We start from the raw sequence: 25,320 nt of genomic DNA, 5'->3' as shown, positions 1-25,320 counted from the left end.
TAACGCCTCTTTACCCCGCTATTCGCCGCGCAGTATGACCCCCTACCTCAAAATTCAGCGAAAGCAAAGAAGTTAGGCTGGGGATCAACTGCCCGTAAAAGCCCAATTGGGGCGGGCTAATAATCAGTGTGGGATGCGTCCCCCACTGATTAAAGTTTCACTTTACCTGCCGCCTACTATAAATTTATAATCCGTATCAAAGCTATCAAGAGATTTTGTTAATCCGTGAACTTGTATATTCCAGTTTCCTGTCATGTTAATATACATACCTTCCGCTTCATATTCTCCCGGTGAAACTGCCGAAACTTTAAATGAACCTTTGCCCATATTCATATCTAACGATTGAGTCGTTAGTATAATTTGCTCCATATCAGTAACAGGTTGTCCATTTTCATCCTTCAAAGTAATATGAAATGTATTCTGTCCTACTTTATTAGGACTTACATTTAGCGTAAGTTCATATCCATTATCTAATTGTTTACTCTCTGTAAAAGGTCCAGTAGGAGGCATCGGTGGTGTTTGTACGTTTGTCATAAAGGCCACGATTATGAAAACGATAACTCCAATGATAAACTCTACTTTCACCGTAGCTCCTAACCTTTGCTGCGCTCGCATTCTCCCTTTCACATAATGAATAATTCCCAATATACCCATACAAACGAATAAAAGTATCTTTGCTAATAAGGCTAATCCATACTTCGTATCAAATAGTGAATGGATCGTTGGAATAAAAAATGTACTGTTAAAAAGACCTGTTAATAAAATCACTATGACAGTACCTGTTGCCCATGGTGAAAAACGCTTAATCGCATCCCAATACATAGCCCACTTACCATCCTCTTTACGTAAAAGAAGAATAATCGATGATAGACCACCAACCCATAATGAAGCTGCAAATAAATGTAGAAAGTCCATAACGACAGCAATTTCTTTAAACTTTAATCCATATGCATGACTATTGAAGGCTTTCATAACAAGTAACCCAATAAATAATAGTATTGGAATGCTCCATACTTTAAAAGACGAAAGCTTTTCACGCTTCATCGCAAAATATGTAACAATTATAAGCATACTAATAAGAGCCATTTGAGTGATCCATACATAACCAAAAACAGATAGCTGTAATGTTTCTTTTAATAATAAAGGATCGAATGCTTCTAGCCATGAAACATCAGCATTTATTTTCGCTTGCAATGGTAAATTGAAAAGTAAACTAATGAATATACCAAATAATGATATCCATATTATTTTCTTACTCCTCGACTGAACTTGACTTTCACTTCCTTTATAAAGGATAAGATTAAATAATAGAACACCGATAAATAGAGAAAAACTTGTATATAAAATTCCGCGTTCCACAATCATATCGATTTTCGGAACATAGCCCATCTCTTCTACTTTTATATCATCTGTTCCCGCTTCTGCTGACCCAATACGGAACGGAATAACTCCTTGAATTGGATGTCCATCAGCTGAAATAGCTTTCCACTGAATAGAATAGAGACCATTTTTGAGATTCTCTTTTAAGCCAGCTTCTAATAATTTTTTATTACTTTTATCTATATGAGCATCTTTTAAATCTACTCTTTTACCTGAGGAATCTCTTACAAACAATGTATTAAAATGTGAAACTTGTATATCCTCATCAAATTCAATTTTCACAACAGGTGGTGCTTTCTTTAATGTTTCATTTTCCGTAGGGTTTGATTTTACAACATACGCATGAGCAGATGCACTTTTTGGTATTAATATGATAAAAACGCATGCAATTAATAGCCATGCCCCTAACCTTCTTATTACTTTCACACTCATTTCACTTCTTTCTTTTTCGTCACTACACTTTCATTACTTTACTTCTTGAATTTTATTCTCCGCTAAACTATTAACCTGATTAAGTATAAGGATCTATATAGTATCACTCTCTATTAATTCCTCACCTCTATACTTCTAATATAATAGTAACTATCCTCACAGACATTACTTATATTTTTAAAGTCGATTATTATTATAGCACAAAATATATTTTTGTAAGTTTCTAAAAAAGAAAAGTTATCGTGAATCATTTGTGAAGAAAATGTGAAATACATAAAGTAAAACTTTAATCAGTGGTTTTTTTGCCCTTCCCCCACCTAACTCCCTCACATTCGCCAGCTTTTGAGGTGGGAGTCTTACTGCCCACAAATAGCGGGATAAATAAAAAGGTGATACGTTAGTACGTAACACCTTTTAAAAAAATATCCTTCTTTTATTTCTCTTCTGGATAATCACAGTACTCAATGATTGTTCCTTCTGTATCTGCCGGGTTAAGATATATTAACCTTCTGCTATGTTTATTCATTCGAAGTATATGCTCTAACGCTCGAATACCTTGTTCTTTAAATATGTTGTGTTTCAACATATCCTTTCCCTATTTTTAAATTTCATTTTCTTTTTTAGGGTTACTTTCAATTATTTTTAACAACTGTTTTACCCTTTTATCATATGTATGTTCGATTAGCGTTCTCTTAAGTCCTTCCATCGCAATTTTCTTTCTTTGTGCCGGATTCACTAAATATCTTTCTGCTTTCTCTATAAAATCAACCGATGAAGTAAATGTCTCAATTTGTGCCCCTGGAATATAGCACTTTTCCAAGTCTGAACGAATATCCGTCATTTGAAAAGCACCTGTACTAGCTATTTCGAATGTACGATTATTAATGGAACAAGCATTTATTTTTACTTTATTTATATTAAATGTTAAATCCTCTATCGAACGATGTATATTAATGTTAATTTTACTTTTTTTGTAATATCCCATACTATTTTTATAAACCAAAAATGGTAAAAGTAAAATTTTATCCTTCAATAACTCATAACTTTTTAGTCTATCCCAATTACATCCTATAATTAGAGTGTTTTTAGTCACTAAGTACTCTGCAATTGAATCAATAAACGCGAGCCGATTATCAAAAGCAGTCCCTATGAAACTAATATCAAATGCGTATTCCTCTTCCGTAAGTATCGGCGTATATAAAGGAGGTTCGGCCGCTAAAGGCAAGTAATATACATTATCACAGCCTAAATCTTTATAAAAATCAATACATCCTGTATCTTGTGTAAAAACATAATCATAATCAAGCACTAAGTTTTTCGTCACATCTGTAAAGTAAGGATCATCTGTAAGCCAGAGTGCAGTCTTAAATTTATATTGCTTTAATTCTTGTATCCCCTTAGTTATCCCTTCTTCAAAACCATGGAATACAATAATGAGAGACGGTTGTATCTTTAAAGCTGTTTTCACCAAATTTTCGTATGTTACCATCGTTACATTACCAATTGCTTTTGTCAAACTATTAAATATAGATTCCTCTAGCACCGGAAAATATACAGAAGCACCAGATTTAACAAATAATACGTTATAATTTTCAGCACTATTTGAAATCTCCACAGATAACCACTCTCCAATACATGAAATTAACTATTTATATTAATTGCCTAAAAATATATAGTTGGTTACAAACTACTATTCCCCTTTAACATGTTGCTATGGAAAAAGAGAATAATCAGCTAATTTTCATCTTAGTATAAGATATGACTTTCTTATAAAATGTATAACTTTTTTGTCACTCCACACAAATACATATATTTAAAGGTGCTACGTTAGTACGTAACACCTTTCTCAAAAATATACTTCTTTTATTTCTCTTCCGGATAATCACAATACTCAATAATTGTCCCTTCAGTATCTGCTGGGTTAAGGTAAATTAATCGCCTACCATGTTTATTCATTCGAAGTGTATGTTCTAACGTTCGAATACCTTGTTCTTTTAACTCTTCTAAAGCTACATCTAAATCATCTACACGATACGCAACGTGATGAACGCCTTTACCTTTTTGTTTAATAAATCGGGCTATTGGAGATGTCGTATTATTCGTAGGCGCAAGTAATTCAATTCTATCGCCATCTACTTCAAGAATAGCCACTTCACTTTCAACGCCTGGTGCCTCACTTACGTAACGATCTATTAAAGTTCCTAACAATACCTTTTCATAAAAACGTATCGTACTATCTATATCTCGAACTGCGATGCCGATATGATCAATTGTTTTTTTCATTCTATTTCCCCTACTACTTTATTTTTTCTATCCTTATTAATAGTAACAAAAAAAGTTATAGAAACAAGTCTATAACTTTTTATATTTAACCTATTTTCTTATTCGCTCTAGCTGCTGGTTGAACTTGATTTTTCACTTTTAGAACACTAATACCGTACCCGATAAATCCACCGATAATCGCTGGGAAGATCCAGCCTAATCCTACTTCCTGCATCGGAAGGAATTTAGTGAACACTTGGCTTACTACTTCAATGTTAACTCCAGCTGCACTTAATCCATCGAATAAGCTGATAATAAATGTTACAGTTAAGCTCACTTGATAAACTTCAGCTCTTCCTTTGAATAATGAATGGAAGAATGTTAAGAAAATCAATACGATTGCTAGTGGATAAATTGCTGTTAATACTGGAACAGAAACTGCGATTAATTGTGTTAATCCTACGTTTGCAACAATTGCACTAAATACACATAGCGTGACTGCAATTGCTTTGTAAGAAACATTTGGGAATAACTTATGGAAGAATGAAGAACATGCTGATACAAGTCCTACACTAGTTGTTAAACAAGCTACTGTAATCATTAATCCTAATAATACTCCACCATATGATCCAAAATAGTAGTTAGAAACTTTCGCTAATACTTCTCCGCCGTTCTCTAAATGTCCAAGCTTTGCAACACTTGAAGCACCCATATAAGAAAGAGCTGTATAGATAATTGCTAAAATAGATGCTGCAATGATTGTCGCTTTTGCACAAACGACCATAATTTGCGTTTTCGTTTTCGCACCTTTTTCTTTAATTGCATTAATGATGATGATTCCGAATACGAATGATGCAAGCGTGTCCATCGTTAAGTATCCTTCTTGGAATCCTTTAAAGAATGCGTGTGATGTATAAGCTTCAACTGGTGCTTGCATTTCTCCAATCGGGTGAATAAAAGCAACGATTACTAAAATACCGATGAATGTTAATTTAATTGGCGTTAAGATTTTTCCAACAATATCGACAATTTTCGCGGGATTTAGCGAAAAAAAACAAGTGATGCTAAAGAATACAATTGTGAAAAGAATTAAAGGTGTAGAACCTAATCCCTCTGGCATAAACGGCTTAAGACCAATTTCATAAGATACATTTCCTGTTCTCGGTATTGCAAATAACGGACCGATCGCTAAGTATAAAACTGTTGTAAACACAATCCCGAACACTGGGTGAGCACGACTTGCTAATGACTGTAAATCATCTTTACCTGAAAAACCAAATGCTAGTACACCTAGTAATGGTAATCCAACACCAGTTACTAAAAATCCAGCGTTAGCAATCCATACATTTTCTCCTGCCGATTGACCAAGCATTGCCGGGAAAATTAAATTTCCTGCTCCAAAAAATAGTGCAAATAACATTAATCCAATAACTACTATGAACGAAAACGGTACTTTATTCGCCATAATATAACCCCCATTCAAATTTCCTTATCTCATTTTCCAATTTTAACTAATTGAATTTTCTGAATATTTAATTTAAGTATCAACTATTCTTGAACTCATTATAGTTTGATATATAATATTTTGCAATACTATTTTCAAACTTTTCATTTATTTTATAAATATACATTTTTTAACATAGAAATAGACTAAAAAACCAACATGGTCATCCATGTTGGTTTTTACATTTACTATTAATTAAAATTTCGCCGCTACTTTCTTGACGTTCTCTAAACCTTCTTCAACAATTTGTTGTGATCGATCTGGATATTGATTGTGTCCTTCAATTACAACTGTCTCTGGATTTGTAATTCCCCAGAATCCAAGTACAGTTGTTACGTAATTAACTGCCATTTCCATAGGAGCCATTTGTTCTGAAGAGTAATCTGAACCACGAGCACCTAATACAACTACTTTCTTACCACCAGCTAAACCTTCTGGACCATTTGCTGTATATTTAAACGTTTTTCCAGCTTGAGATAAGTATGAAATATATGTGATTAACGGTGCTGGTACTGTAAAGTTCCATAGTGGGAACGCGAATACAACTTTATCGGCTTCTAAAAACTGATTTAAATATTGATCTACTGTAGCAACAGCCTTCTCTTCTTCAGCTGTTAACTCCATACCTTGACTACGTTTGTATCCACCTGAAATAGCGATATTTCCGTAATAAGGAAGATCTAATGCAAATAAATCTAACTCTGTAATTTCTGTATTTGGATTAGCTTCTTTATAAGTACTTACAAATGTTTCATACATTTTTGAACTAATTGCTTGCTCCACTGGACGATCGTTTGCTTTTACGAATAATACTTTTGACATTTTTTTATTCCCCTCTACTTTTGTATTTTCTTCTTTTTTACCAAATAATGAGCTAAATAGTCCCATTCTCTTCACCTAAACTTTCTTATCATATTCATTATTCATCATCATAAAAATTCTTATTCTAATAAAAAGTTCCAGTTGATACCTTAAATAAAGCTGACTAAAACTTTTTGTTATTTAATTACCTTATGTAAGTGATTGTAATATAGTCACTTACTTTAGTCAAGTAACTTTTAATAAAAAAATAAATCTCGAATTAAAAACATTAACTAAAATACAATTGAACACCAAATACGACTTTATTACTTGTATAATAAACTTAGAGAGGAAAATTCATATTTAGAAAGGATTTATTCATGAGCACTATAGAAAAGATTCAAACTTTTATTATTCTTTTTGCTGTTATATGCGGCATCATACTTGGACAATTTAACGTCATACATATGTATTCAGACAAATTTATTGTCCCCTTCTTATTTTTCATGCTATATGGATTATTCCTCAGCATCCCGTTGAAAGAAATAAAAAATGGATTCCGCAACTTAAAATTCGCTGGAACAAGCCTAGGTATTAACTTTATATGGACACCTTTCCTTGCTTGGGGATTAGGAGCATTATTTCTTTCAGATCACCCAGCACTTTGGGTTGGATTTATAATGTTGATGGTTACTCCATGTACAGATTGGTACTTAATATTTACTGAAATAGCGAAAGGAAATGTAGCACTTTCTACAGCAATTTTACCCGTAAATTTAATTTTACAAGTATTACTGCTTCCAATTTATTTATTTTTATTTGCTGGTGTAATGAAGACTGTAGCGGTTTCTGTTTTAGTAGAAAGTATTGTTATCGTAATCGTCTTACCATTTTTACTTGCGCACGCTACAAAATTCATTATGCATAAAGTGAAAAAAGCTGAAACACTTGAGAATAAACTCATTCCGTTTTTCAGCTCTGCTCAAATTGTATTTTTAAGTTTAGCAATAGTAGCGATGTTTGCCTCACAAGGTAAGTACTTATTACAAAATATGAATGTTGTTTTATTGTTACTTATACCAGTATTACTGTTCTTCATGATTAACTTTATACTAGGACAGTTTGTAGGACGTATGATGCATTTATCCTATGAAGACACTGTCAGCCTAAGCTTAACAACGTTAGCGAGAAACTCACCTGTTGCACTTGCTATTGCTGTGACTGCTTTTCCAGATGAGCCTCTTATTGCACTTGCATTAGTTATTGGGCCATTAATAGAACTACCAGTACTAGCTTGTGTGTCACAAGTATTATTACTTATTAAGAAGAAGCAGCAATATACATAATAAAAAACGTCCTAATTCAGGACGTTTTTTTGTCGAGAAATTATAGAAAATGAAATAACTGATACTACAGACGTAATGAAAATAAGTCGCTATTATACACCCATGTATAATAGCGACTTTAAGGATTTTATTGATTATAGAAGATTAACTTGTCGTTACGTTAACAAAACCTTTCTAATTAAAAATTATAGGAAAAGTAAATATAACGAAAGCAGCCCAAAGTCCGTAGATTGGCAAATACTTCGTAACGGCATCTTGGATAGTTGTCGGTCCTGATTTGTTTTGTAGAAAACGCATATAGGAAAACATAATCCAAATTAGATTTGCCCAAATCAGTATGTTTACCCCTAAAACAGCAAGTCTATTAGGTGTAATCCCGTAAGAAGAAAGTCTGAATACGATGGCTGACAGAGCTACAGTATCAATAATAAGCGCAAGAACAATTAAGGCAAAATTGATATAATCTGAAATGTTCTTTTTCTCGTCTGAGTCACTCTCAACAATGGAAAATATGGTGACAGCCAATACACCAAGGAGTATTCCGTTGAACGCCATTAGGAAATTGCGGTCCAAGAACGGGTTTTTCCCGACCCATATAACCGTTATAAGATAGATCAACAATGTGATCAGGACGAGAGGACTAAAAATTTTAGATATGTATGGTGTAATATTTTTAGCAAGTTTAAGATTCGTCGATACCAAGTATGCAGCCACAATAGCGAGAGCAGCAGCACCAAATAAAACAACATTACTAAAATAGAATTCTCCTATATCCAAGTCAACAAAGATAAATAACCGCATAGTCAATACAGCTAATACCATTCCGCTCACTGCCATGCTGGCGTAGAGAAGACAATATTCCAAATTAAACTTAATATAGGCTAATCTTGTACTACCCTTTGAATATTCATTTCCCGTAAATGCAAGCCCTACTAAGACCCATAACAATATAGGAAGATGTAAATAAACAAGGATAATACTGTCTTTATCATTTAATGGCAACATATTAAGATACAACCCGGAAATTAAGAACAACGCTACAAGGGAATAAATAATACTTTTTTTCGGAGTATTATTGTAAACAAAATAAGTGACAATAAAGGGAATTACACCAAAAGCCAAGTTAATTGGAGCAATTGCACCCTGTTCGACAAAGTGGAAAATGATTCTGGTGCTTATCCCGGCCAGAATAGCTAAAAGGCCCATGAATAAGAAACCCTTTTGAAATAAAGATGTTTTTTCTGTATTTGCCTTCTCCTTAAAATGCAACCTTTCATACCAAGCACCAAGAATCTGAGAACCAGGATTTTGTTCCCATACTTGTGAGAATGACTTTTTAAAAGCTTTCGGGTCTTTTCTATACATTTTTTCCAACTCATGAGGGTTATCCATATTTTCAATGATTAAATTGTTAATGTCCATATTCATACCTCCTCTAGTTTTAAAAATAACGTTGTTACCTTTTCTATGAAAAGCAGCATACTTATTTATTCTGATTTTGATTTTATTATATATTTTATTGTTTTACAATAAATTTTTATTATTTTATATAATATTTTTGTTGTATATTTTGTTTAAGTAAAAATAAAAAAGCATAACATACAATTGTCATGCTTTTTCTTTTCTATCATTATTTTTTCAAACTTAATCTGTTATAGCACCTTTCACTCGGGCAGGAGCTTTTTTATTTGTTGAAACCACTTGTCTTTGTATAAAAAAGTTCTTTACTAATAAGTAGTGTAATTACTGCGTTTTTCAAATTAGTAAAGAACTTTTTTATCTTTTATTTATATAGCTACAGTCAGTTTGAAACTTCCTCAAGTAAAGAACTTTTTTATTCCAACTCAATTCTTCGGACGATGTCTATATTACTTGATTAAAGACTATTTTTGCTTTGTTCACATCTCCTAATCAACCATTTCCCAAAATTGAGATGCTACTTTTGAAATTCTTTGGTCTTTTAATTTTACTATTACAGGCTCTAGGTGAAAATCAAATTGTTTCAATTCAAAAAGCGTTGTATGTTCTAAAAATGTTGATGTGTAATCCATTCTTGGAATAACGGATAATCCTAGCCCTCTACTAACAAGTGCTATAACCATCCTTATATCTTTACACTCGATAATGATATTTGGCTTGACTTGATGTTCATCAAACACTTTGAAGAGATCTTCATTGAAAGAGAGTCCTTCCATTGCTCCTAGCATAATGAATGGGAACTGGGCTATCTGTTCAATCGTCACATGCTGTGATGAAAACGATGTTGCCCAGCTTGTTGGTATAATCACAGCGGTTGGTTGTTTTTTTAATATTTTCATCTCATATTGTTCACTATCGCCCAATCTTAAAAGTAAGGCAACATCAATTTCTCTTTGTTCTAGTCTTTTTAATAATTCTTCTGAATTTCCAGTTACTATATTTATTTTAACATTAGGGTATTGTGTTCTAAACATACTAACATAGTCAATGAGCATATTAGAACATGTAGACGATACACCGATACTTACTGTTCCTCCTATACCTTGTTCAATTTCTTGAATTTGCTGCTTTACATCTTGAATTTGCATTAGCATTTGATTGGCATATTGGTATAGTATTTCACCTGTTTCTGTAAGCTCCCATTTTTGACGATATCGATGAATTAAAGTTGTGCCAAGATCAGTTTCAAGCTTTTTTAATAATTGACTAAGTGGTGGTTGCGCGATATGGAGCACTTCTGCTGCTTTAGAAATGCTTCCTTGTTTCACAATTTCTTTAAAGTAATATAATTGCCTGAAATCCATTGTATCTCTCCGTCATATGTTTTTTGATATGATTAGTTTATCATATATATATTTTTCATATGTCGAGTTTGGCGTTATATTTAATTCTATAGCTATAGTCTTTATATTGATAATATTAACTAGAAAGTGAGAGATACTATGAATCATCGGAACAGAACCTTGAAGCGCCTCGTCTTATACGTGCTCGGGTTATTTTTTATGTCGATCGGCATTAGCATGTCGATTCAAGCAGGGTTTGGTGTATCGCCTGTGTCATCATTAGCATATGCAAGTACGCTAACGGTTGGTTTATCGGTTGGTGTGACAATGGCGCTTGCAAATGTTTTATACATTATTATTCAAGTAATATTAAGTAAACGAATGGAGTTCAATGAATTTGTGAGTCAATTCATTATTTCGTTTTTATTTGGGTTCTTCATGGATGCAACGCTCTTCCTTGTACAACTTTTCCCCACACCTGAAACTATCTTTGCCCGAAGTGTCTATTTGATTGTTAGCCTATTTGTTATAGCAGTCGGTTTAATGGGCTATACAACAGCGAAACTGCCATTAATGCCGTATGATGCGTTAACTTATGCAATTAGTGAAAAATTTAATTTGAAATTCGGTAACGCAAAAATTTTGAGCGATTTAATCAACATTTGTGTGGCTGGTGCAATCTGTATAGTTTTCATTCAATCATTAGGATCAATAGGAATCGGTACACTAATCGCCGCCTATTTTATCGGCAAAATTTTAGGGTGGATGATACCGTATTATCAACCAACTCTTCAACAATGGATATTTAAAACAGAGAAGGCTGCCTAAGGAATCATAATAAAGTACAGGAAAAATAGATAAATCGAATTCCTCAGTCGAAATCAAACAATGAATTTTGCACCTTACAAAGTGCCAGTCCACATTAGGAATGGCACTTCTTTATTACTGCCTTTTCTTCGACCTTCTATTACTTTGGTTAAATGATAAAACAAACATCGTATTAAAACTAACCTGCCGTTTAGTTAAAGAAGGATTTTTAAACAACTTTTTTATTTGTTAAAGGACTTTATTGTAAATTAAATAACTTTATTGCTACTTAACACTATTTCATACCATCTTTTCAAACAATTATTTTAAATAATTTTTAGTATTAGTACACAAAAGTCTGTAATTATAAAATAGAAAAAGCATGACATTAAATCGTCATGCTTTTTCTATTTTATCAATATTTTTTTCAAACCTAACCTTTTACTTTGGAAAGGACTTTTTTATTCAGTAAAGCACTTTTTTATTTGTTGACACTATTAATTCTCAAACACAAAATTAATCTTATTATCTTTCCACTCTAACTTCGCATCAAACGTTTTCTCACCTTTTTTAAAGCCTTTAATTAAATCGGTCTTCTCACCTTTTAAAAGCTTTGTCATGTTTTTTTGCGAAATTGTTTTACTTAATATCTTCTTCGAGATGGTAAAGTCACATTGTGTTGTATTGTAGTTTGAACAACCGTAAAACGTCGACTTATCAATAACATCGCCATCACATTTTTTACAGTTCCCCACCTTTTTACCTGTTGTAAATTTCGATCCTTTTCGTTCAATCGATTCAACATGTAATCCAGTGAAATCCCATTTCTCCGACATTTCCACCGCATCTTCAATAATTTTAGCTGATAGCTTTTTCGTTTGTTCCATAAATGTAGCTGGTGAAGCTGTACCTTCTCCAATTTCCGCAAGGCGTTGCTCCCATTTTGCTGTCATTTCTGGTGAAGCCAGTATTTTATCACCGATTGCTGTAATTAATACTTTTCCTTTATCGGTTGCGTACACTTGGTTTTTCTGCACATCTATATATTTACGGTCTTTCAGCATTGTAATAATACCAGCACGAGTAGCCTCAGTACCTAAACCTTCTGTTTTCTTTAATACTTTCTCAAGCTCTTCATTCTCTAAATACTTACCCGCCGTTTTCATTAACGTAATAAGTTGTCCTTCTGTATAACGCTTCGGTGGCTGTGTTTTTCCTTCTTTCACTTTCACCTTTACAACTTTTCCTTGTTCACCTTCAGCTACAATTGGAAGAATCGTTTCGTCATCTTTATCGTCTTGGAAAATAACTTTACGCCAACCTTCTTGAATTTGCTGTTTTCCTTTCGAAATGAACGCAGCACGTTCGTCTACAAGAGTTGTAATCGTTGTGTAGTCAAAGATTGCTACTTCATAATGCGCCGCAATCAGTCTTCTTACGACCATATCGTAAATTTTCTTTTCATCACCTGATAATTTGCTTGGATTTGTAACTTGCTCTGTCGGTATAATTGCGTAGTGATCTGTAACTTTCTTTTCATTCACATAACGCTTGTTATTCATAATTGATTCAATTGGTGCTGGCAATAAGCCTTTATATTCATCAAACTGACTTAACTTCTGTAAAATATCAGGAAACGTCGCTGCTTCTCCTTGTGTAACATAGTTAGAATCCGAACGTGGGTAAGAAACTATCCCTTTTTGATATAGTGCTTGTGTTATATCAAGCGTCTTTTTCGGTGAAAATTTAAAAGCTTTATTCGCTGTCGCTTGCAGTGCTGATAAATTAAATAAAAACGGCGGCTGAAACTCTTTACGCTCCGTTTTCATTTCTTTTACTACAGCCGGTTTACCTTGGCAAAATGCCGCAATTTTATTTGCCATATCAGGGTCTTTTAGGCGAGATTCATTGTCTTTCTCCCATTTTCCCTCATATTTTTTTCCTTCTATATTAAAAGTTGCAAACACTTCCCAAAATGGCTCTGACTTAAAGTTCTCTATTTCTTTTTCACGCTTTACTATTAACGCCAATGTTGGAGTCTGTACACGTCCAGCTGAAAAAACATCATTCATTCCCTTTTTCTTTAGCAAAATACTAAAGACACGCGATGCATTCATACCAACAACCCAGTCAGCGCAGGATCTTGTATATGCTTCGTAATACGTATTAATCGTATCTGCTTCATCTAGTAAGTTTTTAAACCCTTGATAAATAGCTTGCTTCGTTAAAGATGAAATCCACAAGCGCTTCATTGGTTTTTGCACGTTACAAAGGTTAATAATGTTTCGTACGATTAATTCCCCTTCACGCCCAGCATCGCCCGCGTGAATAATTTCTGTTACTTGAGGGTTATGTAACAGCTGTTTCACAACGTTAAATTGCTTATACTTTGACTTTGTTACCTCAAACTGAAAACGCTCTGGAATCATCGGTAACGTATTAAGTGACCATTTTTTCCACTCTGCGTGATAATGTTCTGGATTACATAACTGCGTCAAATGACCAATTGCCCATGTACAGTACGCTCCATTTGGAAATAACTCATTTGCTTCTACTTCTAAATACCCATCTTTCCGGCGATATTTAAATTGTGAAACAAGAGCCAAACCTTGATCTGGTTTCTCGGCAATAATTAATTTCATCTTCTAACTCCCTATCTGTATTCCAGTGTTACTTTCATTGTATATATGTTTAGAGACGATGATAAAACAACAATCTTATTTATCATTCGCGGTTTGTCTCAAAAATGTGAGACCTATAATATTATACGCTGATTCTTTATGGCTTCACAATAGAAACTCATTATATAACAATTTCTTTCACATGCTCATAGACAAAAAAGACGCCAAAAAATCGAGCGTCCTTCCCTTCATTACTGCATACCGTTTTTAAATTGTGCAGATAATTTGCAGATATATATTAGCATAAGTATTCTCCATTTGAACATATGATGAAGTGAACGATAGGACAGGGAGGTATCATGATGTTTGCTTATACGCTAACTACTTTAACACTTTGTTGTATCTCGATTATTATTACATCATATATTTCTAAACGTAAGGGTACCCTAATGGAGTATATGGTATTTATTATGTCTTTTAGTATGTGTATTGGTTTAAGTATAGGTTTTTATTTAGGCATTCTCTTTAAAGGAGAATTACTACATTCTACTTTGCTTGCTATTTTGATTAGTGGGTTTATCGGTCTTTTAGTCGGTCTACGCTTTCACCTTTATACTGCCTTAGAAGGTATGTTCTCTGGATTAATGGCAAGTATGATGGGCGCTATGATTACAGAGATGTTAAACGCTCAACAAGCCCATATTATACTGTTCATTAGCCTCTTACTTACCATAACGATAACTATGTCATGTATGATTCACCTTTTATCAGAAACCTTTTCTACTTATATCCATCGCCAGTTTCTATTATCGCTCTCAATTGGCGTAGTAATTGTTCTCACTGTATTCGTAACATTCCCAGATCATACACCTCCACCTGCATCCGAGCATGATCAACATATGCATAACGCTAAAGACTAAAATACATAAAGCAGTTATCCTATGGATAACTGCTTTATGTTATTCTGGCTTATTAGGAATATTAGGGTTTGGAACATACTCAGATTTATAATCTGTATATTTCACTTCTGTTACCATCCCCGCTGAAGCATGGTGTAAATCATGACAGTGGAACATCCATTCACCCGGATTGTCTGCTACAAAGGCTACTTCATATTCTTCTCCTGATTTTAAGTTCAAAGTGTCTTTAACAATTGGAGAACCTTCTACCGGTTTTCCATCTTTACTTAACACCTGGAAGAAATGACCGTGTAAATGCATCGGATGATCGTCCGCTTTAGAGCGATTTACTAATTTTACTTTTACTAAGTCACCCTTTTTCACTGAAATTGGGTCAATATCTGGGAATACCTTTCCGTTAATTGTATATACCATTTCATTTCCATTCATTTGCGTATTCAAGTCCATATTATATGTGGCAGTATACTGCTGGCCTAACGTGAAACTACCTAATCTTTTAGCACCATATTTCGTCATATCTAATTTCGGTAATTTTTCTTTTTCATCTGCTTTGTCTTTCATCTCTTTGCTTCCATCATATTCAATAACAGCTTTCATTCCTTTTGCATCCTTATTTTCTGAATGGTCTTCAACGTACCATTTCCCAGGATTGTTAGCTGTAAATTCAACATCATAACGTTCACCCGGTGCAATTGAAATTACTTTTTCTTTTATAACTTTTGGATCATTAATTGGTTGACCATCTGTTGCAATTACTTTTAAATCATGACCGTGAACGTGTATATCATGTGATAAATAACCCGCATTAACGAGTCGAAGACGAACTTTATCACCCTCATTCACTTTTAAGGGCTCTACTAAATCACCGCTTTTACCATTGATTGTGAATAAGTCATACATACTCATATCATGACCTTCCATCTTCATATTTCCATGATCCATGCCTGCCATATTGCCAGAGTCTTTTTTATCACTCTTCATGTCCATACCGGAATGATCCATGCCTTTCATATCATCATTCTTTTTCGTATTTTCATTACCCTTAGATTTATTACCTGTTGGCCCTTTTGTCATTTCTTTTAACTGCTTATTAATTTTTTCTTTATCAGTTACCCATTCATCTAACATTAATGTGTAATCTTTATCATAATTTTCATTTGTATCCTCTACAATAAGAGCGCCATACAAGCCTCTATCTAGTTGATTTACAGAATCTTGATGTGAATGATACCAATATGTTCCTGGTACGTTCGCTTCAAATTCATAGGTGAAACTTTTTCCTGATTCAACCGCATCTTGTGTCACGCCTGGAATTCCATCCATGTTATTTGGGACAGGATACCCATGCCAATGAATAGATACTGGCGCAGGTAATTCATTTTTTAATGTCACTTTAACCTTTTCACCTTTTTTCACCCTGATTTCTGGACCTGGGGATGAACCATTAAATGTCCAGACTGGAACAATAACACCGCTACTTAGCTTTTGTTTTTCTTCTTTCGCTACTAAAGTAACTTCTGTCCCTTTTATAACTTTCAATGGCTTTGTAGCCGTTTCAGTCTGTTTTGTTTTTTTATCATTCATATTTTTATGAGCATTTGTTGTATTTGTAGTCGCAGAACACGCAGCAATTAAAGATATTACGGAGACTGTAACTGCTGTTAATACAAATCTCTTCATGGAAAATTCCCCCTTTTTCTTTTCACGATTATTATAGAAGGCAATTTTCAAGAAAATATGGAGATATAAAATAAGCAAAATAAAAAGGCGCCCAAAATTGAGCGCCTCTTCCAATCATTATTTCGTAACAACTTCATCTTCTTTTACATTTACATTATTCTCTCTCATAAACTCTTCAATCTCTTCAACTTCTCTAATGATATCTTTTGACAAGTTTTCATATCCGTCCTTCGTGACAAGAATATCATCTTCAATACGAATTCCAATTGATTCTTCTTCAATATATATACCTGGTTCAATCGTAATAACCATACCTTCTTCTAATACTCTATCTTTGTACGTTCCTACATCATGTGTATCTAAACCAAGGAAGTGGCTGACACCGTGATAATAATATTTCGTTAATTCCTCGTCTTCTTGAATTAAACCAATTGCTTTACATTCTTCTGCTAGCACCTTTTTTGTATGCTCATTTAATGCAGCGAATTTTAAACCTGGCTTAATAAGTTCCGTTGTTTCTTTTAATGCTTTTAACACGATATTATATATTTGCTTTTGGCGACTAGAGAATGTTCCACTAGCTGGGAATGTGTAACTAATATCAGCATTATAATAGTCTTTTTGAGCACCTAAATCGAGCAGTACTAGATCACCTTGTCCCACTTTTGCATCATTATCTTCATAATGCAGCACAGTAGCGTTTTTACCACTCGCCAAAATTGTATTAAATGCATGATGTTTAATGCCAGATGATTTCAACGTAAAATCAAAATGAGCTTCTAATTCATATTCCATCATGTCTGCTTTTGCATGCTTCAGTACATTATAAATACCCTCTTTAGTAACAGCAATAGCGTCTTTTATGATTTCAATTTCTTCTTCTGTTTTAAACACTCGTAATTCACAAATGTTTGGGTATACATTACCGATTGTAACGTGTGGATATTGTTCTCTTACATGTTTAGCAAACGCTAACGTTTTCGGCTCTGTACCTTTCCACTCACGAAGTTCCAAATCTAAATTCACATGTTTCACATTTTCTGTGAAAAGTGTATTTGCCATTGTCTTTTCAAAGCTTTCTATATATACAACTTTTTTTATACATGAAATTTGTTCTGCATCTTCTTTAGAAACTGTTTTTCCAACCCACTTTTCAAGCACCGGATCTGATTTTTCAATGAAGAGAGTCTCTTCTACACTATTCCCAAACTTTTTTAACATGAAAATAACATTCGGCTCATCGATCCCCGTTAAATAATAAAAATTTCGATTCGGTATAAATTTATAATGTGCATCAGCTGACATATGAGGTGCCTGTCCAGCAAATAAAATAGTAATAGATTCATCATGTAATGTTTTCGCTAATCGTTCTCTATTTCGAGCAAAAAATGTTGACTTCATAATAATCCCCCTAGTGTTCTATGTATGTTTTTAAAGATAATTATCCTCTGTTATTCATTTTATTATTGTTATAATTTTTCGTCAATTAATAGTATTCATATAAAAAGTTAAACCTCCATTATCATATGTATAAACTATTCCTTTACCTATGTTGTTCAGTTATTTTTTAGGAGCATTGACATCTTCTAAAAGATAGGATAAAATAACTATAAATTAGTAAGTAACTAATTTAAATTAAAATAAGAGGTGAACAAAATGCAAAACATTTTATTCCGTATTAACGAATTATCAAAAAAAGAAAAAGCATCTGGATTAACAGTTGATGAAAAACAAGAACAACAAATGTTGCGTCAAAACTATACAAAAACATTTCGTGGAAGCTTAGATTCCATTTTATTAAACACAAAAATCGTTGATCAAAATGGTCTTAACGTTACACCAGTCGCATTACAAGATGCTCAAATACGTTTAAAATTAAGCAAATGAAATCAAGGCTAAAAAAACAATCGTATAAAACATAAAAAGAGCTGAAATTCCTATATAGAAATTCCAGCTCTTTTTATTGTCTTTTCTAATTTAGTATACGAGCGATACATAGCAATTCTCCACGATACGATCATCGCAAAAGCAAGTAAGAAAAACATCCCGCTTAATTGCGCCAAATCAATCGATTGACTTAAATATGATTTTAATGCTACCCGTACAGCTAATAAGCCTACTAAAATAAATATGAACGCTTTTGACGGTTTCATATATATATCTTCGCCCTTTATTTCGAACTTAGATGTTTTAATAAGAAATATAGAGAAAATAAGTCCTACGCTAATTGCCTCTACTATTTCTAACGATGTTAACCGAAACTCTGGTAAGAAGTACATCGATGCGCCAGTACTCATAAAGATTGGCGGTAATATAATTTTCTTTTTCGTTACCGGTTTTTTCGCTGACTTAAAGCGAAGAAACATCACTCCAACAGCCATACAAACTGCTACGATACTTGATAAAAGTGCTAAACTCATATTCTCCACTCCTATCTATTTAAAAGACTTTTTTAGCAAAATCATAAACCAAACAAGCCCGACACTAATAATGACATGAGCTAATCCAGCCATATGGCTTAAACCGTTAAAGTCTGTTCCGTTTACTTGTAGAAGACCTCTAAATACCATTGTAGCGATAGTAAAAATTAATCCTGCATTATAAACAATAAACCATACGTGAAAGCTTTTTGTTTCTTGTACATGAAACACTTTAAACAAAGCTAATGCAACCAAAAAGAATATGAACCCTAATACTAATACATGCGTATGCACTAGCTGTAACATAGTAGATCCTTTAATTCCTTGTGCTTTTGTATACTCTCTTGCAAATACACCTGATAATAAACCAATAATTAAGTACATGAATGCTGCATTATATAATTTCTTCATTATATTCCTCCTGCTGTAGAACGACAATTCATATCGTCGTTTTCCATATCCGCTGCAATTATTTTACGGAATGTTTATGAACGGAATATGAACAGAATGTTACATTCTATTTTTTAAAAACAAAAAAGCCATTCCACAACTTTTCCTTGTGGAATGGCTTTTACTTATTTTAAATCTTCAATTGTGAAAGCACCCGGCAATAACTGTTCAACCGTCACTTCTTTTTCATCACCTTTTACATTCGTTAGTAAAACAGGCATTTTCGGATCACAAAATTCAGCAATAACTTGTCTACATGCACCACATGGTGAAATTGGTCCATCAGTTTCGCCTGTAATGACTAGGTAACTATAGTCACGCTCACCTTCTGATACTGCTTTAAAGATTGCTGTTCTTTCTGCACAGTTACATAAGCCGTAAGAAGCATTTTCTATATTACAGCCAGTATAGATTTTACCTTCTTTCGTAACTAATGCTGCACCAACGGGAAATTTCGAATACGGAATATATGCTTTTGATAACATCTTATTTGCTTCTTCAATATATTTTTTCTTATCCATATTATTTCCTCCTCAAAGTAAATGTAATGATGATTAGTCAGTAATAACTGTATGAACTAATTTAGGAGCCACTGCTGTTTCAGCGATAGAAATGTTCTCATAAATTTTTACTTTTACATCTTCTACATTTTCGCGATTTGCATAAATCGTTACGAATGGCTCGCCTTCTTTTACTGTATCGCCAACTTTTTTACGTAACATTAAACCTACAGCTAAATCGATTTCATCTTCCTTCGTTGCACGGCCTGCACCAAGTAACATCGCAGCGATACCGATTTCATCTGCAACAATGTTTGAAATAACACCTGAAGTTTTAGCAGGTACATCAATTACATACTTCGCTTGTGGCATTTTTTCTGGATTATCTACAATTGAGCTGTCTCCACCTTGATTGCTTAAGAACTCTTTAAATTTCTCAGTTGCTTTCCCATTTTTCATAACTTCAATTAACATTTTACGAGCTTCTTCTAATGTATTTGCTTTTTTCGCAAGTACAACCATTTGACTTCCTAATACAAGTACTAATTCTGTTAAATCTTCTGGACCTTCACCTTTTAACGTATCAATCGCTTCTTTCACTTCTAAAGCATTACCAATTGCAAAACCAAGTGGTTGTGACATATCTGAAATAACAGCCATAGTTTGACGTCCTACATTATTTCCGATACGTACCATTGCATGCGCTAATTCTTTTGCATCTTCTTCTGTTTTCATAAATGCGCCAGCACCTGTTTTTACATCAAGTACGATTGCATCAGCACCAGCTGCGATTTTTTTACTCATAATTGAACTTGCGATTAAAGGAATTGAGTTAACCGTTCCTGTTACATCGCGTAATGCATAAATCTTTTTATCTGCAGGTGTTAAGTTTCCTGTTTGTCCAATAACAGCTACTTTGTCACGGTTTACAATATCAATGAACTGCTCTTTCGTGATTTCAACGTGGAATCCTTCTACCGCTTCTAATTTATCAATTGTTCCGCCCGTATGTCCTAAACCACGACCAGACATTTTTGCTACTGGTACGTCTAAAGCAGCTACTAATGGTCCTAATACTAATGTAGTTGTATCACCAACACCGCCAGTTGAATGTTTGTCTACTTTAATTCCTTCAATTGCTGATAAGTCGATCGTTTCTCCAGACTCCACCATTGCCATCGTTAAATCTGCACGCTCACGATCTGTCATATCTTTAAAAAAGATTGCCATTGCAAGTGCACTCACTTGATAATCAGGAATACTTCCGTCTGTATATCCATTAATAAAGAATTTAATTTCTTCAGTCGTTAATTCTTTGCCGTCACGTTTTTTCGCAATAATATCTACCATTCTCATTACAATCACCATTCCTTTTTATATTATATGAATCTATTAAAATAATAAGCCCACGATTGTTGCTGATAAGAAACTTACTAACGTTGCACCGAAAAGTAATTTCAAACCAAATCTTGCGACTACATTCCCTTGTTTTTCATTTAAGCTCTTAACTGCTCCAGCAATAATTCCAATTGAAGAGAAATTTGCAAATGATACTAAGAATACAGATATAATCGCTGTCGTTCTATCTGAGAAATTAAAGTTTCCTTGTGCTAAATCTGTCATCGCAACAAATTCATTTGATACTAATTTTGTCGCCATAATATTACCTGCGTTAACTGCTTCATGCCAAGGCACACCCATAATAAATGCAAATGGTGCAAATACATAACCGAGAATTTCTTGGAATGAAATACCGATTACACCCTTAAATACTGCATTAATGAATGCGATAAGAGCAACGAAACCAATTAACATAGCTGCTACTGTAATCGCAACTTTAAATCCATCTATAATGTATTCCCCTAATACTTCAAAGAATGTCTTTTTTTCTTCTTCTTGTACTTCTAACATATCCTCTTCTTCTGTAACTTCATACGGATTAATGATAGAAGCAATGATGAATCCGCCGAATAAGTTCAGAACTAAAGCGGTTACAACATATTGAGGTTTTAACAACACCATGTATGATCCAACGATAGACATAGAAACTGTAGACATTGCAGATGCACATAATGTATACATTCTTTTCTCTGGCAATAATCCTAGTTGTTTCTTAACTGAAATAAACACTTCAGATTGTCCTAAAATCGCAGAAGCTACCGCGTTATATGATTCTAGTTTCCCCATTCCATTTACTTTACTTAATGCTAGACCGATAGATTTCACAATAATAGGTAATACTTTAATATGTTGCAAAATACCTATTAAAGCTGATATAAATACGATTGGCATTAATACACTTAAAAAGAATGAAAACTCTTTTTGATTTACTAATCCACCAAATACGAAATTCACACCATCAGCGGCATATTTTAATAATTCTCCAAAACCATCTGCTATTCCGCTAATTAATATATTCCCTACGCTTGTATTTAATAATAAAAATCCCAAAATGAATTGTAATATAACCATCGTTATGATTGGGCGATATTTGACTTTTTTTCTATTATTACTAGCAAGCCATGCGATACCTAAAATCAATACGAGGCCAAAAACACCTATTAAGTATTTCATAAGCCGTCTCCTCCCATTCGTATCCGCTTACATTATTTTCAATTGTTAAAGCAATAGATACACTATACTTTGTGTATCTATTGCTTTTCACACTTTATTAATTAGTAGTTATCTGTAGCACCTTTTGCATCGTTTAATACGATTGCAACACTAGCACTTGCTCCAACGCGAGAAGCTCCAGCCGCTACCATTTTGTCTGCATCTTCACGTGTACGAACGCCGCCAGATGCTTTTACACCAACGTTTGGTCCTACTGTTTTACGCATTAATGCGATGTCTTCAGCAGTTGCTCCGCCAGTTGAGAATCCAGTTGAAGTTTTTACGAAATCAGCGCCAGCTTTTACTGATAATTCACAAGCACGTACTTTTTCTTCGTCTGTTAATAGGCAAGTTTCAATAATAACTTTTACAAGAGCTTTTCCTTTTGCTGCTTGTACTACTTCATAAATGTCTTTTTCAACGAACTCATTGTCGCCATCTTTTAAAGCACCTACGTTGATTACCATATCAACTTCAGTTGCACCTTTTGCGATAGCATCTTTTGTTTCGAATGCTTTTGTTTCAGTAGTGCTTGCTCCTAATGGGAAACCGATTACAGTACAAACGTCTACATCATGTCCAGCTAATTCTTCAGCAGCTAGCTTCACCCATGTAGGATTAATACAAACAGAAGCGAATTTATATTCCTTTGCTTCTTCGATTACTTTCATAACATCTTCTTTTGTAGTATTAGCTTTTAAAATTGTATGGTCAATTAACTTTGCAATATTCATTATCTTCACTCCTCATATCTTTTAACAACTTCATTCTAACTCTTAGTTGAACAAATGTAAATACACTTTTGAAATTCTGTTCATTCTTTTTCAGAAGGGAATTTCTTGTAATACATTGAAAGTAGTATAAGCTTGTAAATAAAGGATGTGAACCAATTGTTTAAGTCAAAATTCTTTATATTCACATTGCTAGTATGCACCTCACTATCCATATTTATTTTTTATAAAAGGGATGTTATTTTCCAAGAAGGAAACCCCATTCCATTTGCTTTGGCTATGTCTAAGATGGTTATTCAAGACAAAGAAATGGTGGAAGTAGAACCGATAGATAATCAATACCCCTACTTAGTAAAGCGTGGAAAAATGGAACCTTTTATCGATATGATGGAGCAAGATGGATGGACTTTTGTAGATAGAGATATTATGGCTAATTCACTAATTTTTGAAAAAGGAGATCAATCAAAGAGCGTTCCTTACAAATACTTTACAAGGTACTACACATTGATTTATTCATACTAAAAATAAAAGGCTTTCTCAAAATTAATATTTTGAGAAAACCTTTTATTTCTAACCTTTTTGATAATGTAACAATTCTTTTGCTGTATGCTGATCGATAATTAATACATTTGCATACCCACCGCGTAACGCACCATCAATTGCTTTTATTTTTCTATTGCCACCTGCAACTAAAATAGAACGTTTCTTTAATTTAAGTTCCTCTAACTCAATTCCAATTGTACGCTTATTAATTTCTTCGCTACTAATATTTCCGTCTCCATCAAAGAAACGTGAACAAATGTCACCGACAGCTTGTTTTTTCAAAATGTTCGTTTCATCCTTATCTAAATATCCTAATCGGAATAATAACGCTTCATCACGCACTGTACCAACAGTGAAAATCGCAACATTTGCTTGTTTCCCCATTTCAATAATGTGATGAATATGTCGATCTTGCTCTACTAATTCTTTTGTCACCGCATTATCAAATATAACTGGAAGTGGTAGATTTCTTGGTGTCGTTTGAAAAGCCTCTGCAAATAAAGCGATGGTCTCATTTGCATATGTATTTACACTTGAGTGACTAATGCCACCTTTTAATTGGACAACCTCTACCCCTTTTACATGTTGAGGTACGATTTTTCTGGCGATTTCATACATCGTCATTCCCCAGCTTACACCAACGATATCACCGTTTTTCACTGTCTTTTCCATATACTCAGCAGCATACTTACTAATATACTCCGTAATCGTTGCATATTCTGGTACTGGAGAAAACACAACATGTGCCTCTAACAAGTTGTACTTTTCTTTAAGTAAATTCCCAACGTTATCTAAATCAGCAAATGGATCAGCTATACTAATTTGAACAAATCCTTTTTCTTTTGCGTACTTTAATAATCTAGAGATCGTCGGTCTTGAGATATTTAATTTGTTAGCAATTTCTTGCTGACTATAATCTGATTGATAATATAATCTTGCAACTTCAACGCTTAATTGTTGTTTATCCTTATCCATAGTAACTTATTACAAATCCTTTCCTGTATTTCCCTTTCGTTACAAGCATTATACAGCTTTATGCAAGAAATTTCGACTATCGAATTTTATCTACCTGAACTGCTATTCCATTTAGTCTTTACAATGAAACTTTATTTTTCAGCTTCATACACTCGATACAGATGATCTTGAAACAGTTAAATGGATTTATATTTATTCTTTTTATAGTAACGATAACAAAACCCTTCAATAACAAATATTAAATATCGTTTATGGAACTTCCTTAATGTACGTTTAACAAAGAAATTCCTTAAGCGTATGAAATTCACATTTTGATTGCGAAATCCACGGCCATCAAGCTAAAGTTTTAATGTAACCCCGAAATGAAAATTTTCTTTCACTGCAGTTAATTACTTTGAGAAATTCGCGGATTTTTTCATTTTAGTGGGGTGTTTTACTTTGTTTTGTTAGCTTGATAGTGATGGGATACAGCCAACATTTTGGAAGTTTTATATGCTAAGCGAAATTTAACCTAATAAAGTCGAATTCCTGTACGTTAAGTGAAGTGGCATTACATTCACATAATCCGTATTA

General features: G+C 33.6%; 22 protein-coding genes and 1 pseudogene. 5 read left to right on the top strand and 18 right to left on the bottom strand.

Annotation, left to right across the window (positions count from 1 at the left end):
• Nucleotides 1-162: 162 nt before the first annotated feature.
• The 6 genes and pseudogenes from LUS72_RS09255 to LUS72_RS09230 form a co-directional block, all read right to left on the bottom strand.
• Nucleotides 163-1,812 (bottom strand): copper resistance CopC/CopD family protein, encoded by a 1,650-nt coding sequence (locus LUS72_RS09255; protein WP_141533450.1) that lies wholly within the window; start codon nucleotides 1,810-1,812, stop codon nucleotides 163-165.
• A 433-nt stretch (nucleotides 1,813-2,245) separates the two neighbouring features.
• A pseudogene (locus LUS72_RS09250) lies at nucleotides 2,246-2,377 on the bottom strand (glyoxalase); the annotation flags it as partial.
• Nucleotides 2,378-2,413: 36 nt separating this feature from the next.
• Nucleotides 2,414-3,427: a CgeB family protein gene (locus tag LUS72_RS09245; RefSeq protein WP_097832501.1), complete on the bottom strand. Its 1,014-nt coding sequence runs from the start codon at nucleotides 3,425-3,427 to the stop codon at nucleotides 2,414-2,416.
• A gap of 248 nt (nucleotides 3,428-3,675) precedes the next feature.
• Complete coding sequence (locus LUS72_RS09240) at nucleotides 3,676-4,095, bottom strand: VOC family protein (RefSeq protein WP_000750834.1); 420 nt, start codon at nucleotides 4,093-4,095, stop codon at nucleotides 3,676-3,678.
• An 85-nt stretch (nucleotides 4,096-4,180) separates the two neighbouring features.
• Nucleotides 4,181-5,539 carry a branched-chain amino acid transport system II carrier protein gene (gene brnQ / locus LUS72_RS09235; RefSeq protein WP_097832502.1) on the bottom strand — a complete coding sequence of 453 codons (1,359 nt, stop codon included), beginning with the start codon at nucleotides 5,537-5,539 and terminating at the stop codon, nucleotides 4,181-4,183.
• Between the two features lie 234 nt (nucleotides 5,540-5,773).
• Nucleotides 5,774-6,466 carry an FMN-dependent NADH-azoreductase gene (locus LUS72_RS09230; RefSeq protein ID WP_097832503.1) on the bottom strand — a complete coding sequence of 231 codons (693 nt, stop codon included), beginning with the start codon at nucleotides 6,464-6,466 and terminating at the stop codon, nucleotides 5,774-5,776.
• Between the two features lie 293 nt (nucleotides 6,467-6,759).
• Here LUS72_RS09230 and LUS72_RS09225 point away from each other — a divergent pair, with 293 nt between their 5' ends.
• A complete protein-coding gene (locus LUS72_RS09225; RefSeq protein ID WP_264448835.1) occupies nucleotides 6,760-7,725 on the top strand; it encodes an arsenic resistance protein in 966 nt (321 codons plus the stop codon).
• A gap of 174 nt (nucleotides 7,726-7,899) precedes the next feature.
• Here the strand turns inward: LUS72_RS09225 and LUS72_RS09220 are convergent, their stop codons facing one another.
• Nucleotides 7,900-9,147, bottom strand: a complete 1,248-nt coding sequence (locus LUS72_RS09220) for a DUF4153 domain-containing protein (protein ID WP_264448834.1) — start codon at nucleotides 9,145-9,147, stop codon at nucleotides 7,900-7,902.
• Between the two features lie 485 nt (nucleotides 9,148-9,632).
• Nucleotides 9,633-10,508, bottom strand: coding sequence for a LysR family transcriptional regulator (locus tag LUS72_RS09215; RefSeq protein WP_097833485.1), 876 nt, complete (start codon nucleotides 10,506-10,508; stop codon nucleotides 9,633-9,635).
• A gap of 138 nt (nucleotides 10,509-10,646) precedes the next feature.
• On the opposite strand from LUS72_RS09215, the gene LUS72_RS09210 reads away from it, so the two are divergent.
• Nucleotides 10,647-11,315 (top strand): YczE/YyaS/YitT family protein, encoded by a 669-nt coding sequence (locus LUS72_RS09210; RefSeq protein ID WP_097833486.1) that lies wholly within the window; start codon nucleotides 10,647-10,649, stop codon nucleotides 11,313-11,315.
• Nucleotides 11,316-11,791: 476 nt separating this feature from the next.
• On the opposite strand, the gene topB is transcribed toward LUS72_RS09210, so the two are convergent.
• Nucleotides 11,792-13,936 carry a DNA topoisomerase III gene (gene topB / locus LUS72_RS09205; RefSeq protein WP_097831486.1) on the bottom strand — a complete coding sequence of 715 codons (2,145 nt, stop codon included), beginning with the start codon at nucleotides 13,934-13,936 and terminating at the stop codon, nucleotides 11,792-11,794.
• Between the two features lie 341 nt (nucleotides 13,937-14,277).
• Here topB and LUS72_RS09200 point away from each other — a divergent pair, with 341 nt between their 5' ends.
• Nucleotides 14,278-14,835 carry a hypothetical protein gene (locus LUS72_RS09200; RefSeq protein ID WP_097831487.1) on the top strand — a complete coding sequence of 186 codons (558 nt, stop codon included), beginning with the start codon at nucleotides 14,278-14,280 and terminating at the stop codon, nucleotides 14,833-14,835.
• 39 nt (nucleotides 14,836-14,874) lie between these two features.
• On the opposite strand, the gene LUS72_RS09195 is transcribed toward LUS72_RS09200, so the two are convergent.
• Both LUS72_RS09195 and LUS72_RS09190 read right to left on the bottom strand, forming a co-directional pair.
• On the bottom strand, nucleotides 14,875-16,515 hold the full coding sequence (locus LUS72_RS09195) for a multicopper oxidase family protein (RefSeq protein WP_097831488.1): 1,641 nt from the start codon (nucleotides 16,513-16,515) through the stop codon (nucleotides 14,875-14,877).
• A 117-nt stretch (nucleotides 16,516-16,632) separates the two neighbouring features.
• Nucleotides 16,633-17,916 carry an aminopeptidase P family protein gene (locus LUS72_RS09190; RefSeq protein ID WP_097831489.1) on the bottom strand — a complete coding sequence of 428 codons (1,284 nt, stop codon included), beginning with the start codon at nucleotides 17,914-17,916 and terminating at the stop codon, nucleotides 16,633-16,635.
• A gap of 255 nt (nucleotides 17,917-18,171) precedes the next feature.
• Here LUS72_RS09190 and LUS72_RS09185 point away from each other — a divergent pair, with 255 nt between their 5' ends.
• On the top strand, nucleotides 18,172-18,402 hold the full coding sequence (locus LUS72_RS09185) for a DUF896 domain-containing protein (protein WP_097831490.1): 231 nt from the start codon (nucleotides 18,172-18,174) through the stop codon (nucleotides 18,400-18,402).
• Between the two features lie 50 nt (nucleotides 18,403-18,452).
• On the opposite strand, the gene LUS72_RS09180 is transcribed toward LUS72_RS09185, so the two are convergent.
• The 6 genes from LUS72_RS09180 to deoC form a co-directional block, all read right to left on the bottom strand.
• Entirely contained in the window at nucleotides 18,453-18,935 is a 483-nt protein-coding gene (locus tag LUS72_RS09180) for a CcdC family protein (RefSeq protein ID WP_097831491.1), read from the bottom strand.
• Between the two features lie 15 nt (nucleotides 18,936-18,950).
• A complete protein-coding gene (locus LUS72_RS09175) occupies nucleotides 18,951-19,346 on the bottom strand; it encodes a DUF2871 domain-containing protein (protein ID WP_097831492.1) in 396 nt (131 codons plus the stop codon).
• A gap of 164 nt (nucleotides 19,347-19,510) precedes the next feature.
• Nucleotides 19,511-19,906: a cytidine deaminase gene (locus LUS72_RS09170; protein ID WP_264448833.1), complete on the bottom strand. Its 396-nt coding sequence runs from the start codon at nucleotides 19,904-19,906 to the stop codon at nucleotides 19,511-19,513.
• A gap of 33 nt (nucleotides 19,907-19,939) precedes the next feature.
• Nucleotides 19,940-21,241: a pyrimidine-nucleoside phosphorylase gene (locus LUS72_RS09165; protein WP_097831493.1), complete on the bottom strand. Its 1,302-nt coding sequence runs from the start codon at nucleotides 21,239-21,241 to the stop codon at nucleotides 19,940-19,942.
• 36 nt (nucleotides 21,242-21,277) lie between these two features.
• Nucleotides 21,278-22,459, bottom strand: a complete 1,182-nt coding sequence (locus tag LUS72_RS09160; RefSeq protein ID WP_070141767.1) for a NupC/NupG family nucleoside CNT transporter — start codon at nucleotides 22,457-22,459, stop codon at nucleotides 21,278-21,280.
• 101 nt (nucleotides 22,460-22,560) lie between these two features.
• Nucleotides 22,561-23,232: a deoxyribose-phosphate aldolase gene (gene deoC, locus LUS72_RS09155; protein ID WP_001017444.1), complete on the bottom strand. Its 672-nt coding sequence runs from the start codon at nucleotides 23,230-23,232 to the stop codon at nucleotides 22,561-22,563.
• A gap of 156 nt (nucleotides 23,233-23,388) precedes the next feature.
• On the opposite strand from deoC, the gene LUS72_RS09150 reads away from it, so the two are divergent.
• Nucleotides 23,389-23,751 (top strand): hypothetical protein, encoded by a 363-nt coding sequence (locus tag LUS72_RS09150; protein ID WP_000477042.1) that lies wholly within the window; start codon nucleotides 23,389-23,391, stop codon nucleotides 23,749-23,751.
• 48 nt (nucleotides 23,752-23,799) lie between these two features.
• Here the strand turns inward: LUS72_RS09150 and LUS72_RS09145 are convergent, their stop codons facing one another.
• Entirely contained in the window at nucleotides 23,800-24,747 is a 948-nt protein-coding gene (locus tag LUS72_RS09145) for a DNA-binding transcriptional repressor DeoR (RefSeq protein ID WP_097831494.1), read from the bottom strand.
• Nucleotides 24,748-25,320 lie beyond the last annotated feature (573 nt).

Source organism: Bacillus cereus (genome assembly GCF_025917685.1).
Classification (GTDB): Bacteria; Bacillota; Bacilli; order Bacillales; family Bacillaceae_G; genus Bacillus_A; species Bacillus_A cereus_AT.
The sequence above is the reverse complement of the archived record's forward strand: the minus strand, read 5'-3'. Positions and strand labels throughout refer to the sequence as shown.